Origin of the sequence: Lentzea sp. NPDC059081, assembly GCF_042738015.1 — a bacterium.
GTDB lineage: Bacteria > Actinomycetota > Actinomycetes > Mycobacteriales > Pseudonocardiaceae > Lentzea.
The window spans coordinates 141,588-157,548 of sequence record NZ_JBHYGW010000015.1 but is presented as its reverse complement, the minus strand read 5'-3'; the positions used below and the strand labels follow the sequence as shown (position 1 = coordinate 157,548).

The 15,961-nt window shown below is 70.2% G+C and carries 12 protein-coding genes; 2 read left to right on the top strand and 10 right to left on the bottom strand.

The window, feature by feature from the left end:
- Positions 1–51 precede the first annotated feature (51 nt).
- A complete protein-coding gene (locus ACFWV3_RS29025; RefSeq protein ID WP_382415636.1) occupies positions 52–1,398 on the top strand; it encodes a hypothetical protein in 1,347 nt (448 codons plus the stop codon).
- Here the strand turns inward: ACFWV3_RS29025 and ACFWV3_RS29020 are convergent.
- The 10 genes from ACFWV3_RS29020 to ACFWV3_RS28975 form a co-directional block, all read right to left on the bottom strand.
- The gene (locus ACFWV3_RS29020; protein ID WP_382415634.1) at positions 1,381–1,773 is read right to left on the bottom strand and encodes a hypothetical protein; all 393 of its coding nucleotides are present in this window, start codon (positions 1,771–1,773) and stop codon (positions 1,381–1,383) included. The two genes, ACFWV3_RS29025 and ACFWV3_RS29020, sit on opposite strands and share 18 nt — an antisense overlap.
- A gap of 2 nt (positions 1,774–1,775) precedes the next feature.
- Positions 1,776–2,972 (bottom strand): DNA polymerase III subunit delta', encoded by a 1,197-nt coding sequence (locus ACFWV3_RS29015; RefSeq protein ID WP_382415632.1) that lies wholly within the window; start codon positions 2,970–2,972, stop codon positions 1,776–1,778.
- 28 nt (positions 2,973–3,000) lie between these two features.
- Positions 3,001–5,046: a bifunctional MFS transporter/dTMP kinase gene (locus ACFWV3_RS29010; RefSeq protein WP_382415630.1), complete on the bottom strand. Its 2,046-nt coding sequence runs from the start codon at positions 5,044–5,046 to the stop codon at positions 3,001–3,003.
- 69 nt (positions 5,047–5,115) lie between these two features.
- Positions 5,116–5,406 (bottom strand): hypothetical protein, encoded by a 291-nt coding sequence (locus ACFWV3_RS29005; RefSeq protein WP_382415628.1) that lies wholly within the window; start codon positions 5,404–5,406, stop codon positions 5,116–5,118.
- Positions 5,407–5,565: 159 nt separating this feature from the next.
- Entirely contained in the window at positions 5,566–8,337 is a 2,772-nt protein-coding gene (gene topA, locus ACFWV3_RS29000; protein WP_382415626.1) for a type I DNA topoisomerase, read from the bottom strand.
- A 140-nt stretch (positions 8,338–8,477) separates the two neighbouring features.
- Positions 8,478–9,050 carry a hypothetical protein gene (locus tag ACFWV3_RS28995; RefSeq protein WP_382415624.1) on the bottom strand — a complete coding sequence of 191 codons (573 nt, stop codon included), beginning with the start codon at positions 9,048–9,050 and terminating at the stop codon, positions 8,478–8,480.
- 68 nt (positions 9,051–9,118) lie between these two features.
- The gene (locus ACFWV3_RS28990; RefSeq protein WP_382415622.1) at positions 9,119–9,661 is read right to left on the bottom strand and encodes a hypothetical protein; all 543 of its coding nucleotides are present in this window, start codon (positions 9,659–9,661) and stop codon (positions 9,119–9,121) included.
- A gap of 79 nt (positions 9,662–9,740) precedes the next feature.
- Entirely contained in the window at positions 9,741–10,304 is a 564-nt protein-coding gene (locus ACFWV3_RS28985) for a hypothetical protein (protein WP_382415620.1), read from the bottom strand.
- Positions 10,305–10,333: 29 nt separating this feature from the next.
- Entirely contained in the window at positions 10,334–10,912 is a 579-nt protein-coding gene (locus ACFWV3_RS28980) for a hypothetical protein (protein WP_382415618.1), read from the bottom strand.
- A gap of 66 nt (positions 10,913–10,978) precedes the next feature.
- A complete protein-coding gene (locus ACFWV3_RS28975; protein WP_382415616.1) occupies positions 10,979–13,291 on the bottom strand; it encodes a sodium-translocating pyrophosphatase in 2,313 nt (770 codons plus the stop codon).
- A gap of 216 nt (positions 13,292–13,507) precedes the next feature.
- On the opposite strand from ACFWV3_RS28975, the gene ACFWV3_RS28970 reads away from it, so the two are divergent.
- A complete protein-coding gene (locus tag ACFWV3_RS28970) occupies positions 13,508–15,805 on the top strand; it encodes a DEAD/DEAH box helicase (RefSeq protein ID WP_382415614.1) in 2,298 nt (765 codons plus the stop codon).
- The last annotated feature ends 156 nt before the right edge of the window (positions 15,806–15,961 follow it).

Sequence of the window (15,961 nt, the reverse complement as noted above, 5' to 3'; positions counted from 1 at the left end):
GTTAGACGGACCGTGACCGATGTCACCGCCTCACCGCCGAGGAGTGGGTTCATGCGCCGTTGGTCGTCCGTGCCGCTGGCCGGGTTGTTGCTCGCGCTCGTCGCGGCGCCCGCGCTCGCGCAGCCTCCCACCACCCCGGTGCCGGGGCCGCGGGACCCGAACCAGCCGCCTGCGTCGGCGCCCAACGGGCCTCAGCCGCTCGGGCACGCCGTCGGGGACGCCGGTACCGGGCTCAGCGTCATCAGGCTCGGGCCGCAGGGGGTGCCGACCAACACGATCCTGCCCGGGTTCGGGGATCAGCTACCCAAGCAGTCGGTCACCGAGTTCGGGCTGGGGCTGGCCAGCGCTCAGGTCAACTCCGAGGCGTTCCTCACGACCGAGCGGGTGGTCACGCAGGCCAGTCCGTTCGGGTTCGCGGTGGCGGGGCGGGCGCCGCAGACGCCGGGGACGTTGGTGCAGACGGCGATTCCGGACAACCCGCAGCCCACGACTGGTGGATTGCCGATTCCGGAGACGCCGCTGGGCAAGCTGAAGGTGCTCAACGGCAGCGTGCAGGCGAGGTGGGACGAGAAGCTCGGGCCCTGTGTCAGTCCGCTGGCGACGGCGAAGACGTCGCTGGCCGGGCTGGAGGTGCTCAGCGCGTTGCCGGCCGAGGTGCCGTTGCCCGCGAAGACCAGTCTGATCAGCGTGCCGGACACGTTCGAGGCCCACTCGCAGGTGCGGCTCGTCGACCTGCCGGGTAGCAAGAACAAGGCGGTCGAGTCGACGTCGACCATGCGCGCGGTCAGCGTGGAGCTCGCGGGCGGAATCAAGATCGACGTGGTGAGCCCGCCGACGCTCACGGCCACGGCTACCGGGGACGAGGCGACGTCGAAGATCACGTACACGGCGCCGCTGCTCAAGGTCAGTCAGAACGGCAAGGACCTCGGCACGCTCGACGCCGCGCATCCCACGATCGACGTCCCGCTGTTGCTGGACCTCGTCGTCATCAAGCTGCAGATCGCCGGGCTCACCGAGAAGAAGGCGGCCTTCAGCGGCAACGGGTTCACCGGGTTCCAGCTCGGGGCCACCGCGCGGATGCTCGACGTGCAGCTGCTGCCGACGGACAAGCTCAAGCTGCCGAACCTGCCGTCCGCCCTCGCGCAGATCTCGCTGGGTGAGCAGATCGTCAGGGCTGCGGCGCCGCAGGGTGGCGTGGTCTGCGGGACCAGCCAGCCGGTCGTGCCGGAGCAGCCCGGTGGTCAGGCCGCACCTCCCAAGAAGGCGCCGCCGCTCGCCTACACGAACGCCGCCTACCAGTCGATCCCGCTGTTCTGGACCGGCACGGGGCTGCTGCTCGCGGGTGTGGTCGTCGTCGCCGCGCTGCCGGGCAGGCGCCGGTCACGCGCCGGGGGCTGACCCCGGCTCGGCCGGGTCCAGCAGCAGGTCGAACAGCCGGGCCATGTCGCCGAACCCCTCCGGGCACGCGGCCACGACGGTCTCGTGCCCACCGGCGGTCTTCGCGTACTGCAGCAGGAACCACGGGTCGACCAGGTCCGGGTTGTAGATGTGCGCCTCCACGACCACGCCGCCGTCGTCCTCACAGCAGTAGTGCGGGTCGTGCCAGTGGATCCACCACGCACGGCCGACGGCCTCGACCTCGTCCGGGATGTCGTCGTCGGCGTCGGGGTCCGGCAGGGCCTCGACCAGCGCCCGCGCCACGACCCGGAACTCGGCGACCAGCCGCTCGAAGTCCGGGCGGAGCCGCTCGGCCGTCTCGCGCGTGACCGTCATGCTCAGCCCCGGTGCAGCGTCGTCACCATCGCCTCGACGGCGATCCGCGGCTTCACGTTGACCTCGATGGCCTCCCGGCAGGCCAGCACGGCCTCCAGGCGCCGCAGGATCGACTCCGGCGACCAGGAGGCGGCGGCCGTGCGCGAGTCGCCCGCGCGGTCCGGGTGCATCAACGCCGCCTCGGAGCCCGTCCTGGTCACCAGGGCGTCGCGGTAGAACCCCGCCAGGTCCACCAGGGCCATGTCCAGCGAGTCGCGCTGGGTGCGGGTGGCGCGGGACTTCTGCCGCTTCTCCAGGTCCTTCAGCGCCCCCTTGGCACCACGGGTGGCGGCCGCGGTGCCCTTGCCGGTGCCACCGGCGCCCATCGCGGTCTCCAGGGCCTCGCGTTCGGCCTCGTTGCGCGCCTCGTTGGCCGTGGAGGCGTCCTCCTCCGCTGCCTTGATCAGCTCGTCGGCGCAGGTGAAGACGTCCGCGGGCTTGCGCAGCGCGAGCGGGATCCGCAGCACCGCCTCACGCCGGGCGCGGGACTGCTCGTCGACGGCCAGGCGCCGGGCCCGTCCGACGTGCCCGCCGCACACCGAGGCCGCCCACTGGGCCATCTCCGGTGCGACGCCGTCCACGTCCTCCAGCGCCGAGGCGATGGCGGCGGGCCGGGGCGAGCCGAGCGACACCAGCCGGCACCGCGAACGGATGGTCACCGACACGTCGTCGGGGTGGTCCGACGGAGCGCAGAGCAGGAAGACCGTGCGCTCCGGCGGTTCCTCGACGGCCTTCAGCAGTGCGTTCGCGGCGCCTTCGGTCAACCGGTCGGCGTCCTCGATGATCACCACCTGCCAGCGGCCCGACGTGGGGCGGCGGGCGGAGATCTGGACCAGCGACCGCATCTCGGCGACCGAGATCGACAGGCCTTCCGGTGCGACGACGCGCACGTCGGCGTGGGTGCCGTGCAACGTCGTGCGGCAGCCGTTGCACTCGCCGCAGCCGGGCCTGTCGTCCGTCACCACGCACTGCAGCGCGCCGGCGAAGGCACGGGCGGTGGACGAACGGCCGGAGCCGGGCGGGCCGGTGAAGAGCCAGGCGTGGGTCATCACACCGGGGGCGGGAGTGCCTCCCGCGACGATCGTGGCCGCGGCCTCGGCAGCCGCCGACAGGGTCGACACCGCCTCTGGCTGGCCGACCACCTCGTCCCACACGCTCATGGGTCCAGTCTCCCAGCGGGCGGGGCGGTCACAGCGTCGGGGCGGCGGCTTCGGGGACCGGGCGCCGGCGGGTGGCGAGCAGCGGGATGACGGCGGAGCGGACCCGGTCGGCGATGGCGTCCGCGTCGCCCTCCGCCTCGACCACGACGTAGCGGTCGGGGTCCGCGGCGGCCATCTCGCTCAGCAGCCGCTGGACGCGCCAGTGGTGCTCCAGGCCGATCGCCTTGCCGTCGGCGTTGGGGCGGTCGAGCAGGATCGTCAGATCGGGCCTCAGGCGGCCGGTGGCCCAGTCGACCAGGCCTTCGAGCTCCTGATGCTCCAGCGACGAGGTGGCGCTGAAGTGCGCCAGCGGCGAGTCGACGTAGCGCTCCATCACGACGACAGAACCCCCGTCCAGCGCGGGACGCACCTGCCGTTCGACGACGTCGGCACGCACGGCGGCGGCCACGAGAGCCTGCGCGCGCACGCCGGCCAGTTCTGCGGACGAGAGCATCGTGCGCAGACGGCGTTCGTCGTGCTCGGGATCGGCCGCCAGCAGCACGTCCAGGCCCTCGGCGCGCAACGCCGCGGCCAGGCGCCTGGCCTGCACGGACGTGTCCTCACGGGTGTCGCCCTCGACCGCGATCAGCATGCCCTTGCCGGACCGGCGGCCGCGGATCGCCGCGAACAGCGACGACAGCACCGGCTCCTCGCGCCGGTCGTCCATCTGCCGGTAAGCGACGAGGCCCAGCACGATCGCGATCGCCGCGCCGCCGAGCATCACCGGACGGGTCGCGTCGACCTCCATCGGATGACCGAAGACGCTGATCGTGCGCTTCTGCAGCAGCGCGACCAGCAACGGAGCCCCGGCGGACGCGCCGAACAGCACGACCTTGAGCAACGACTGGATCAGCGCCACCGTCCGGCCGCGCATCTCGTCCTCGACCTGGGAACCGACGATCGTCAGGCCGGTCAGGAACGCCACGCCGGCGCACGCGCCGACCAGCATCACCATCAGCAGCGCGATCCACAGGTGCGGAGCCAGCGCGACCAGCACCAGCGTGATGCCCGCTCCGACGATCGTGACGCCGAACAGGCGGTTGTAGGCGAGCCGCCGAGCCAGTCGCGGCGCCGTGGCCATGCCGATCGCCAGACCGACGAACACGGCCACGAACAGCAGGCCGAACGTGGAGGCGCCACCGAGCAACGACTGGGCGTAGAGCTTCGCGGTCGCGATCACGACACCGGCCGCGGCGAACGCGCCGATCATGCCGATGACCAGGCCGCGGACCAGCGGGGTCTGGCCGGCGAACCGCAGGCCGTCGCGGAACATCGCGAGGAAGCCGGGCTTGTCGGCGTCGACTTCCTTCTTCTGGGCCGCCACGCGTCCGGAGAGCTCGGGCAGCCTGGTCGCGATCAGGATCGCGGACGTGAAGTACAGCAGGCCGTTGATGATCACCGCGATCGTGGCGATCCGGAACTCGAGGTTGCCGCCCTGCAGGTTCAGGTAGCCGGGGATGCCCGCGATCAGCGAGTACAGGCCGAAGCCGCTGATCGTGGAGATGCCGTAGGTCATCACCAGGCCGAGCTGGTTCGCCGACTCGACCTGGTCCGGACGGCGCAGCAGGTTGGGGACCGCCGACTCCTTGGCCGGAATCCACAGCATCGCGCAGCAGCCGACGAGGAAGTTCGCGACGAACAGCCAGATCGGCGAGCCGATCAGCGCGATCGAGATGAACAGCGACCCGCGCAGGACGTCGCAGACCACCATGACCTTGCGGCGGTCGAACTTGTCCGCGAGCACGCCGCCGATGGGCGCGAAGAGGATGCCGGGCAGCAGCTGGGTGAGCACGACCAGCGACAGCGCGAACGACTGCCACTGGTAGCTGTTCATCATCTCGGAGACGAGACCCGTCAGCGCCAGCAGTGACAGCCAGTCACCGACGCTGCACAGGTAGGTGACAAGCCACAACCTTCGGAACGGCCTGATGGCCAGTACCGAGCGAAGCCGGTGAACCGTGGACACGCTGGACTGGGCCTGCCCTGCCTGGCCTGCCTCGGTCACCGGTGTGTCCGCGTCCTGAATTTCAGTCACCCCTATCAGCCCAACCCCGTGCGGTCAGCGTAACCGGATGTGGTGGGTCAGGTAGGCGGACTCTCAGCGTTAGCTGCTGAAGATCGATCCGAGAACGGCGAGCAGCACCAGGACGAAGAACACGACCACGATCAGGCAGCCGACGAACGCGGCCACGCCGTTGGCCGGCCGGGCGGGCTGTTGTTGTTGCGGCACGGGCATTTGCGGTCCACGAGCCCACTGCTGCTGCGCGAACTGCTGCTGAACGAACGGCTGCTGCGCAACCCGCTGCTGACGGGTGCGCGGACGCCGTTGCTCCTGCTGCATCTGCGACCAGATCGCCTGCCGCGCGTCCTCGGTCGGCGCCGGCGGTGTAGGCACGGACACACGTGACGTGGAAGACGCCCGAGTCCTTTGGGGACCGACCCACGTGTCGGCGGTCACCAGCCCCGCCAACGGATCGGGGAACAGCCGGGGAGGCGGCGGGGCCTGAGTCCCGTCCGGACCGAAGTCGGAGTTCGGCACCGCCACCTCCTCTGGTCAGCTCTTGGACTTCGCGGGAGCCTTCTTCGCCGCGGGCTTCTTCGCGGCCGTCGTCGCCTTCTTCGCGGGCGCCTTCTTCTTGACCGGCCCCTTGGCGCGCTTCTCGGCCAGCAGCTCGGCCGCGCGCTCGTCGGTGATCGACTCGACGCTGTCGGTCTTGCGCAGCGACGCGTTGGCCTCACCGTCGGTGACGTACGGGCCGAACCGGCCTTCCTTGATCACCATCGGCTTGCCCGACACCGGGTCGTTGCCCATCTCGCGCAACGGCGGTGCGGCGGCCGCACGACCGCGCTTCTTCGGCTCCGAGTAGATCTTCACGGCCTCTTCGAGCGTGACGGTGAAGATCTGCGACTCGTCCGTGAGCGACCGCGAGTCCGTGCCCTTCTTCAGGTACGGGCCGTAGCGGCCGTTCTGCGCGGTGATCTCGGCGCCCGTCTCCGGGTCCTTGCCCACCACGCGCGGCAGCGAGAGCAGCTTCAGCGCGTCGTCGATCGTGATCGTGTCGAGCGACATCGACTTGAACAGCGAGCCGGTGCGCGGCTTCGGGGCCTTCGCCTTGGACTTCGGCGTGCCGTTCTCGGCGGGCTCCGGCAGCACCTCGGTCACGTACGGGCCGAAGCGGCCCTCCTTGGCCACGATCTCGTTGCCCGAGACCGGGTCGGTGCCGAGCGACCGGCCCTCCTGCGGCGTCGAGAACAGCTTCTCGGCGATCTCGGCGGTCAGCTCGTCGGGCGCCAGGTCGTCGGGCAGGTTCGCGCGCTGCGCGGCTTCGTCGACCTCGCGCTCCAGGTACGGACCGAAGCGGCCGACGCGGACCACGACCGTACGGCCCTCGTCGTCGCTGAACAGCGGGATCGAGTTGACCGCGCGCGGGTCGATGTCCTCGACACCCGTGCCGACCAGCTTCTTCAGGCCACCGGAGCGGCCGATCGAGCCGTCCGGCCCGACGCTGCCGCCGAAGTAGAACCCGGACAGCCAGTTCGTGCGGCCCTGACGACCTGCGGCGATGCCGTCCAGCTCGTCTTCCAGCGCGGCCGTGAAGTCGTAGTCGACCAGGCGGCCGAAGTGCTGCTCCAGCAGCCCGACCACGGCGAACGCGACCCACGACGGGACGAGCGCGGCGCCCTTCTTCCACACGTAGCCGCGGTCCTGGATGGTGCTGATGATCGACGAGTAGGTGGAGGGACGGCCGATGCCGAGCTCCTCCATCGTCTTGATCAGCGACGGCTCGGTGAAGCGCGAGGGCGGCGACGTGGTGTGGCCGTCCGCGGACAGCTCCGCGATCGTCAGGTCCTGGTCCTTGACCAGCTGCGGCAGGCGCGACTCCGCGTCGTCCGACTCGCCGCCGGCCTCGGCGTCGACGGTCTCGACGTAGGCCTTGAGGAAGCCGGCGAACGTGATCGTGCGGCCGGACGCGGCGAACGTGACCTCCTGGCCCGTCCCGGCCCGCCCCTGGATGCGCACGCTGGTCGTGTTGCCCCGCGCATCGGCCATCTGGGACGCGATCGTGCGCTGCCAGATCATCTCGTAGAGCTTGAACTCGTCGGAGTCGAGCTCGGCGGCCACCTGGCCGGGCGTGCGGAAGACCTCTCCCGCCGGCCTGATCGCCTCGTGGGCCTCCTGCGCGTTCTTGACCTTGCGCGTGTACTGGCGGGGCTTGTCCGCGACGTACTGGGCGCCGTAGAGGTCTGTGGCCTGCGTGCGGGCGGCGTTGATGGCCGTCTCCGACAGCGTCGTGCTGTCGGTTCGCATGTAGGTGATGTAGCCGTTCTCGTACAGCTTCTGCGCCGTGCGCATCGTGCGGTCGGCGGAGAACCGCAGCTTGCGGCCCGCCTCCTGCTGCAGCGTCGAGGTCATGAACGGCGCGTACGGCTTGCGGGTGTACGGCTTCTCCTCGACCGAGGAGACCTTGACCGGCGCGTTCTCCAGCCCGTTCGCGATGGCCCTGGCCTGCGCCTCGTCCAGCACGACCACGTCGGCCTTGCCGGTGAGCTTGCCGTCGGAGCCGAAGTCGCGGCCGGTGGCGAGCCTGGTGCCGTCGACGGCCACGAGCCGGGCGCCGAACTGGCGCGGCGTGGCCTTCTCACCGGCGTCCATCTGCGCGGAGATGTCCCAGTAGCTCGCGCTCACGAACTTCATGCGCTCGCGTTCGCGCTCCACGACCAGGCGGGTCGCCACGGACTGCACGCGGCCAGCCGAGAGCTTCGGCATGACCTTCTTCCACAGCACCGGGCTGACCTCGTAGCCGTAGAGGCGGTCGAGGATGCGGCGGGTCTCCTGGGCGTCGACCAGGTCCTGGTCGAGGTCGCGGGGGTTGGCGGCGGCGGCCTGGATCGCGGACTCGGTGATCTCGTGGAACACCATCCGGCGGACCGGCACCTTGGGCTTGAGCGTCTCCAGCAGGTGCCACGCGATGGCCTCGCCCTCGCGGTCACCGTCTGTCGCGAGGTAGAGCTCGTCGACGTCCTTCAACGCTTCCTTGAGCTCGGTTACCAGCGACTTCTTGTCGGCGGAGATCACGTAGAGGGGCTCGAAGTCGTGGTCGACGTCGACGCCGAGCCTGGCCCAGGCCTGGCCCTTGAACTTGGCGGGGACGTCGGCGGCACCGCGCGGCAGGTCCCGGATGTGTCCCCTGGAGGACTCCACGACGAAGTTGGCGCCGAGGTAGGACGCGATCTTGCGCGCCTTCGTGGGCGACTCGACGATCACCAGTCGTCGGGTGCCACCCGCTCCTCCGCTGCTCTTTCTCGTCCGTGTCGATCCAGCCACTCGCCGTCCCGCTCTCTTCCAAACCCGGTTCCCAGGCCCGCCAGTGTTGCCCAGCGTCGGCCGAAAAGCACACCATCCGTCGTGTCTCCGCGACGCCCGTACGACGAGACAGAGTGACACAACCATGCCTGACGGCCCGTTCAGGCCGCCGGCCAGGTGCTGCACGCCACCCCGTGCGGAGGGCTTCCGACCAGCTCAGCGAGCCGCGCCAGCCGTCGCCGACCGGTGACCCGCAACGCCGGGGCCCCTACCAGGGTGCACGGAAGTCCCGACGCGAGCAGGGCATTTTGCAACGGCAGGTGTGTCTGCGGCGCGTTGGGGTCCAAACCGAGCAGGTAGGCGGACTCCATCCAGCTGCCGGCCGCTAGTGCCCACACGCGCAGCACTGCTCCGTTCAGCTCGAACTCGTCGGGCACCTTCTTGACCGATCCGTCCAGCCAGCGGGCGGCCAGAGGGGTGAGATCGGTGCGGAACGGCGTGCGGACGAACCGCGTGCCCTCCTCGTTCACGCACAGCTCGGAGGTGACCCCGCGCTCGTCGCAGGCCTGCTTGAGCGGCCGGTAGCGCCACTCGTCGCGCAGCTCGACGTACACGCGGGCCGCCGTGCCGCGCGCGAAGCTGACGGCCTGACCCGGCCCGCACAGGAAGCCGGCGAGGTCCGCCTTGGCCGGGGTGCGCGCCTCGGCCGAGAAGAAGGACAACTGCCCCACCACGGCCCACAGGGTAGAACAGACGTTCGACTGTGACCAGTGGTGCGTGTGTTACTACGCCAGTCGAGCGATCAGCTCTGGCTGCCCGTTTGCAGCTCCTGACACGGCTTCGACCTGCCCATCGCGGCCGAGTACTTCGGCGACTTCTCCAGCGCGTCGAACGTCGCCCGCAGGTCCTCCGGCTTGCTGACCTGCGACGTGTCGGCGAGGGCCTTCTCGGCCGCGTCCCAGAACCCGGCGTTCGGCTCCAGCGCCTTCACCGGCGCCTCCGCGGCCGCGTAGGACCTCGCCGACTCGCCGACGTACTTCGTCAGCCGTTCGTGAACGTCTTTCAGCTCGTCCGACGGCGGGCCAAGCTCCTCGAGCTTCTTCTCGGCGTCGGCGAGCGCGGTGGCGTTGGCCGTGACCAGCTTCAGGTAGGCCGCCTTCACCGCCGCCGGGTCGGCCGGGTCCTGGGCCGTGAGCTCCTGACCTGCCTTCTTGCCGGGCAGCAGACCGGTGCAGAACGCGTCGACCCACCTCGCCTGGGCGTCGCCGAGCGGTTCGTCCTCGTCGGAACCGCAGCCGGCCAGCACCAGCGCGGCGAGGACCGCTGCGAGCAGACGTGAGGTCATGACCTCATCTTCCTTCAGCCTGCTTCGCGAGCGCACGGCAACTCGTTCGGGTGATCCGGTTCGGCTGTCCGGAGAGGCGTCATGAAGTCGGTGCGGACGAACTCGAGAGATCGAGGTCCTTGCAGCTGCCCGCCTTCAGCGCGGCCGGGGTGAGACCCGTCTCGCCCAGCTTGCGCCGCACGTTGGAGGCCTGCCCGTCCATCTCCGAGGCCTTGGCGGCCATCTCGGTGAAAGCGGTGACGATCTGCGTCGTGTCGGCCGACGAGTCGACCTTCGACTTGGTGTCCGAAAGCAGGGTCCTGACCTGCCCCAGACCGCTCTCGGCAGTGCCGACCAGCTCCTTCGACTTCGGGTGCGGGCCGTCCTCCAGCGCCTTGAGGTCGTCGAGCGACTTCTCGACCGAGGTCACCTTGGCGCCGAGCCACTCCGACAGGCCCGACTTGAGCGTGGACTCGTCGGTCAGGTCGAACTTCGGCTCGTCGGCCAACAGCTTCGAGGTGGGGTCCACCGCGGCGCAGACCTTGTCCATCCACGCGACGACGTCGGCCTCGCTGGGCTGCGACGGCGCGGACGAGCCTCCGGTGCTGCAGGCGGAGACCGCCAGCAGGCAGCTCGTCAGGAGGGCGGTGGCTGTGCGGCGCATGGAGCGGAAGCTACCCGGCACGTTCACGCTCAGCTCGTCGGCGTGACGTCGAGGCGCTGCATCTCCTGGCACTTCGGCGCCGTCAGCGTGGCCTTCTGCAGCTCGGGGACGGTGTTGGGGTCGCGCAGCGGGTTGGACGCGGCGAACTCGGCGAGCTTGTTGATGGCCTCTCCCGCGGCCTGCAGGCCTCCGTTGGCGTTGTTGGCGTCGGCCTGCTCGACCTTCGTCTTGGCGTCGGCGAAGAGGGTGCTGAGCGAGGTGAAGGTCTCGGCCATCTTGGTGACGGCCTCCTCGCCGCCCGCGACGGGCGACGGGCCGACGTTCTTGAGGCTCTCGGCGGACTTGGTGAACGCGTCGGCGAGCTGACCCATGTACGCGGCCATGTCGGCCTTGAGCTTGGTGGAGTCCGTCGCGTCGAGCTTCGGAGGGGTCTTGTCGACCTTGGCGAACTCGGAGGCCGCGCCGCAGACCTTGTCCATGTAGGCGACGGCGTCGGCGCTGGCAGCGCCACTGGTGGGCGTCGGGGAGGTGCCGGAGCTGCCGCCGTTGGTGCACCCGGCCAGCGCGAAGGCGGCTACGGCGGCGGTGGCGACGAGGCTGCGCCTCATGTCGGAACTCCTCGGTCGGGGTACGTCGGGGGAGCCCCGAAAGTACCCCGACCGGAGGCATCGGAACTACGCGGCGCCGTTGCTCACGGTCTCCGCGGGCGAGTCCGCGATCGCGGTGCCACGACGCTTGGACACGACGACCGCACCGACGATGATCAGTGCCGCGACGACGGCGATCGCGATGCGGATCGGGTCGGACGCGCTGTCACCGATCGAGAAGGTGACGATGGCGGGCGCGATCAGCACCGAGACCAGGTTCATCACCTTGATCAGCGGGTTGATGGCCGGACCGGCGGTGTCCTTGAACGGGTCGCCGACGGTGTCGCCGATGACCGTCGCGGCGTGGGCGTCGGAGCCCTTGCCGCCGTGGTTGCCGTCCTCGACCAGCTTCTTGGCGTTGTCCCAGGCACCACCGGAGTTGGCCAGGAAGACCGCCATGAGCGTGCCGGTCGCGATCGCGCCGGCGAGGTAGCCCGCCAGCGGGCCGACACCGAGGCCGAAGCCGACGGCGATCGGGGCGAGCACGGCCATCAGACCAGGGGTCGCGAGCTCGCGCAGCGAGTCCTTGGTGCAGATGTCGACGACCTTGCCGTACTCCGGCTTCACCGAGTAGTCCATGATGCCCGGGTTCTCGCGGAACTGGCGGCGCACCTCGAACACGATGGCACCGGCGGCGCGCGTCACGGCGTTGACCGCGAGGCCCGAGAACATGAACACGACGGCGGCACCGATGGCGACGCCGACCAGCACGTTCGGGCTGAACACCAGGTTGCTGAACGACACGGGCAGGTCGCCGGCGACGTTGCCGACCTTGACCAGTGCCTGCGTGATCGCGTCCTGGTACGAGCCGAACAGCGCGGTCGCGGCGAGCACCGCCGTCGCGATCGCGATGCCCTTGGTGATGGCCTTGGTCGTGTTGCCGACCGCGTCGAGCTCGGTGAGGATCTGCGCGCCCTCGCCGTGCACGTCACCGGACATCTCGGCGATGCCCTGCGCGTTGTCCGAGACCGGGCCGAAGGTGTCCATCGCGACGATGACGCCGACGGTCGTGAGCAGACCACAGCCGGCGAGCGCGATCGCGAACAGCGCGACGACGACCGAACCGGACAGCAGGAACGCGCCGTACACGGCCGCACCGATCACGAGGGCGGTGTAGACGGCGGACTCGAAACCGACCGAGATGCCGGACAGGATGACGGTGGCCGCACCGGTCAGCGAGGTCTGGCCGACCTCCTTGACCGGCTTGTGCTCGGTGCCGGTGTAGTAGCCGGTCAGCCACAGGATGACGCCGGCGAGCACGATGCCGATGATCACCGCGACGGACGCGATCAGCGCCGGGTTGCCGCTGGTGGCCTTGACCGAGTCGGCGATGCCGTTGAGGTCCGCGAAGGAGCTCGGCAGGAACGTGAACGCCGCGATCGTGCACAGCACCGCGGAGATGACCGCGGAGATGTAGAAGGAGCGGTTGATGGCCGTAAGACCGCTTTCGCCCGCCTTCGCGCTGGTCGTGTAGACGCCGATGACGGCCGTGACCACACCGATCGCGGGCACGATGAGCGGGAACAGCAGGCCCTGCGCGCCGAACGCGGCGGTGCCGAGGATCAGCGACGCGACCAGCGTCACGGCGTAGGACTCGAAGAGGTCCGCGGCCATGCCGGCGCAGTCACCGACGTTGTCGCCCACGTTGTCCGCGATGGTGGCGGCGTTGCGGGGGTCGTCCTCGGGGATGCCCTGCTCGACCTTGCCGACCAGGTCGGCGCCGACGTCGGCGGCCTTGGTGAAGATGCCGCCGCCGACGCGCATGAACATCGCGAGCAGCGCGGCGCCGAAACCGAAGCCCTCCAGGACCTTCGGGGCCTGGCCCGCGTACACGAGCACGACCAGCGCGGCACCGAAGAGACCGAGACCGACCGTGGTCATGCCGACCACGCCACCGGTGCGGAAAGCGACGCGCATCGCCTTTTCGCGACCGCCTTCACCTTCGTTCGCGGCGGCGGCGACACGCACGTTGGCGCGCGTGGACAACCACATGCCCAGGTAGCCGATGATCGCCGAGAACACGGCACCGACGATGAAGAACAAAGACCTGCCGATTCGTTCGGCGATGTCTTCCGCCGGTAGCGCGAACAGCAGCACGAACACGACGACGACAAAAATGCCGAGCGTGCGGAACTGCCGGTTGAGGTAGGCCGCTGCGCCCTCCTGAACCGCCTTGGCGATGTCCTGCATCTTCGGGGTGCCCTGGCCCGCGGCCAGCACCTCCCTGAGCAGCACGTACCCGACGGCGAGAGCAGCCAGGGCGACCACGGCGACCACGGCTACGACGCCGCGATCACCCCCGGAGAGCTCGAGGCTCTCCGCGAGGAATTGCCGGGACATCCGTCCTCCTGGTGAGTTGCCATGTGCAGCGCCAAGGCAGACCAGCCGCCCAGCGCGACGTGACGCATCCCTCATTGGATGCGATGAGCGGGGAGTCTAGGGGGTGCTTGCAACGAGGCAACGAAACGTCCCGAAGCGTGCACACACCGTTATCCGCCCTGGAAGTCGAGCACGCCCCGGCCGGAACTGTCGGTGGCGTGTGCGAAGCTCGCCGTTGTGGTGGATCAGGGACGGCGGTTGCTGGACCGCGTGCTGGCGGGAGTGCCCGCCGGGGAGTCACCTCTCACACACGCGCGGGACCTGCCGTTGCGGCAGGCTGATCACGTGGAATGGCCTTCGTGGGCCGCTGCGCCGGTGGTCGAGGCGTTCCTGGAGACGGGCGTGCGCGAGCCGTGGCGGCACCAGGTCGAGGCGGCGTCGCTCGCGTGGTCCGGCCGGCACGTGGTGCTCGCGACGGGCACCGCGTCTGGCAAGTCGCTCGCCTACCAGCTGCCCGTGCTTTCCACTCTTTTGGCGGACACGAGGGCGACGGCCCTGTACCTGTCGCCGACCAAAGCCCTTGGGGCGGACCAGCTCCGGTCGCTCGACGAGCTGGGGATCAAGGGCGTGAGCGCGTCGGCCTACGACGGCGACACCCCGATGGCCGAACGCGACTGGGTCAAGGCGCACGCGAACTGGGTCTTCACCAACCCGGACATGCTGCACCGCGGAATCCTTCCGCAGCACCCGAAATGGCTGCGGTTCTTCCGGCGGCTGAAGTACGTGGTGATCGACGAGTGCCATTCCTACCGCGGCGTTTTCGGGTCGCACGTGGCGTTGTTGATGCGCAGGCTCCGCCGGGTCGCGCGGAAATACGGCGCGGACCCGATCTTCGTTTTGGCATCGGCCACTGTGGCTGATCCTTCTTCGTCGGCGGAACGCCTGCTCGGAGTTCCGGTTTCCGCTGTCGTGGACGACTTCTCACCGCGTGCGTCGCGCACCGTCGCGTTGTGGGAACCGCCGCTGACCTCGCTGGAGGGCGAGAACGGCGCGCCCGTCCGGCGTTCGGCGGGCGCGGAGACGTCGCGGATCCTCGCCGACCTGGTCGTCGAGGGTGCGCGCTCGCTCGCGTTCGTGCGCTCCCGCCGCGGCGCGGAGCTGACGGCATTGGGCACGCAGCGCATTCTGTCCGAAGTGGACGGTGAGCTGCCCCCTCGGGTGGCCGCCTACCGGGGCGGGTTCCTGCCGGAGGAACGCCGGGCCCTGGAGAAGGCGCTGTCCACCGGCGACCTGCTCGGCGTGGCGACCACGAACGCGCTGGAACTCGGCGTCGACATCGCCGGTCTCGACGCCGTGGTGGTGGCCGGTTTCCCTGGCACGCTGGCCTCGTTCTGGCAGCAGGCGGGCCGCGCGGGCAGGTCGGGCGACAGCGCGCTGGTGGTGTTCGTGGCGCGCGACGACCCGTTGGACACCTACCTGGTCCACAACCCGGCGGCCGTCCTGGACCGCCCGGTCGAGGCGACCGTGCTGGACCCGCTGAACCCGTACGTTCTCGGCCCGCAGCTGGCCTGCGCGGCGTCCGAGATGCCGTTGACACCGGCCTGTCTGGACGACTTCGGCGGTCCGCTGGCGGAGTCCGTGCTGGCCGAGCTGGTGGCCGAGAAGCTGCTGCGCCGCAGGCCGGCGGGCTGGTACTGGGCGTCGCACGACCGCCCGCACGCCGGCGTGGACATCCGCGGCTCCGGCGGCGACCAGGTGGCCGTCGTCGAGGCCGACTCGGGCCGCATGCTCGGCACGGTCGACCCGGGATCCGCCTGCTGGCAGGTGCATCCGGGAGCCGTCTACCTGCACCAGGGCCGCGCGTACGTCGTCGACGAGCTCGACCTGGACAGCGGCCTGGCGATGGTCCACCGCGAAGACCCGGAGTGGACCACCCAACCGCGCGACTGCGTGGACATCACGGTCGTGCGCGAGATCGAACGCACCGACTTCGGCGGCGTCTCCGTGTCGTTGGGCGAGGTGGAGGTGACGACGCAGGTGGTCGGCTACCTGCGCCGCCTGCCGTCCGGCGTCGTGCTCGACCAGATCCCGCTCGACCTGCCCGAGCAGACCCTGCAGACCCGTGCCGTCTGGTACACGGTCGACGAGTCTCTCCTGGTCAGCGCCGGCGTGGAACCGAAGCGGATCCCCGGCGCCCTGCACGCAGCCGAACACGCGGCGATCGGCCTGCTGCCGCTGTTCGCGACCTGCGACCGGTGGGACATCGGCGGTGTGTCGACGGCCGTGCACCCGGACACGGGCATGCCGACGGTCTTCGTCCACGACGGCCACCCCGGCGGCGCGGGCTTCGCGGACCGCGGGCATTCGGCGTTGCGCGCCTGGCTCTCGGCGACGCGTGCGGCGATCAGCGCGTGCGCGTGCCCGATGGGTTGCCCGTCGTGCGTGCAGTCGCCGAAGTGCGGCAACGGCAACGACCCGCTGGACAAGGCCGGCGCCGTGCTGGTCCTGGACGTCGTGCTGGACAAAATCGCCTGACCGCCCGGCAGTGGGGTGGCTACGGTGTCGCTGTGAACGCATGCAGTTGCAACGCCACCGACCGGACCCGTCGCTCCTAGCGCGGCGAAGCCGGACATCCGTCGCGCCTTCGGCGTGATCGGGCCTGATCGCTCCGCCGCGCCCGTCCCCTTCCGG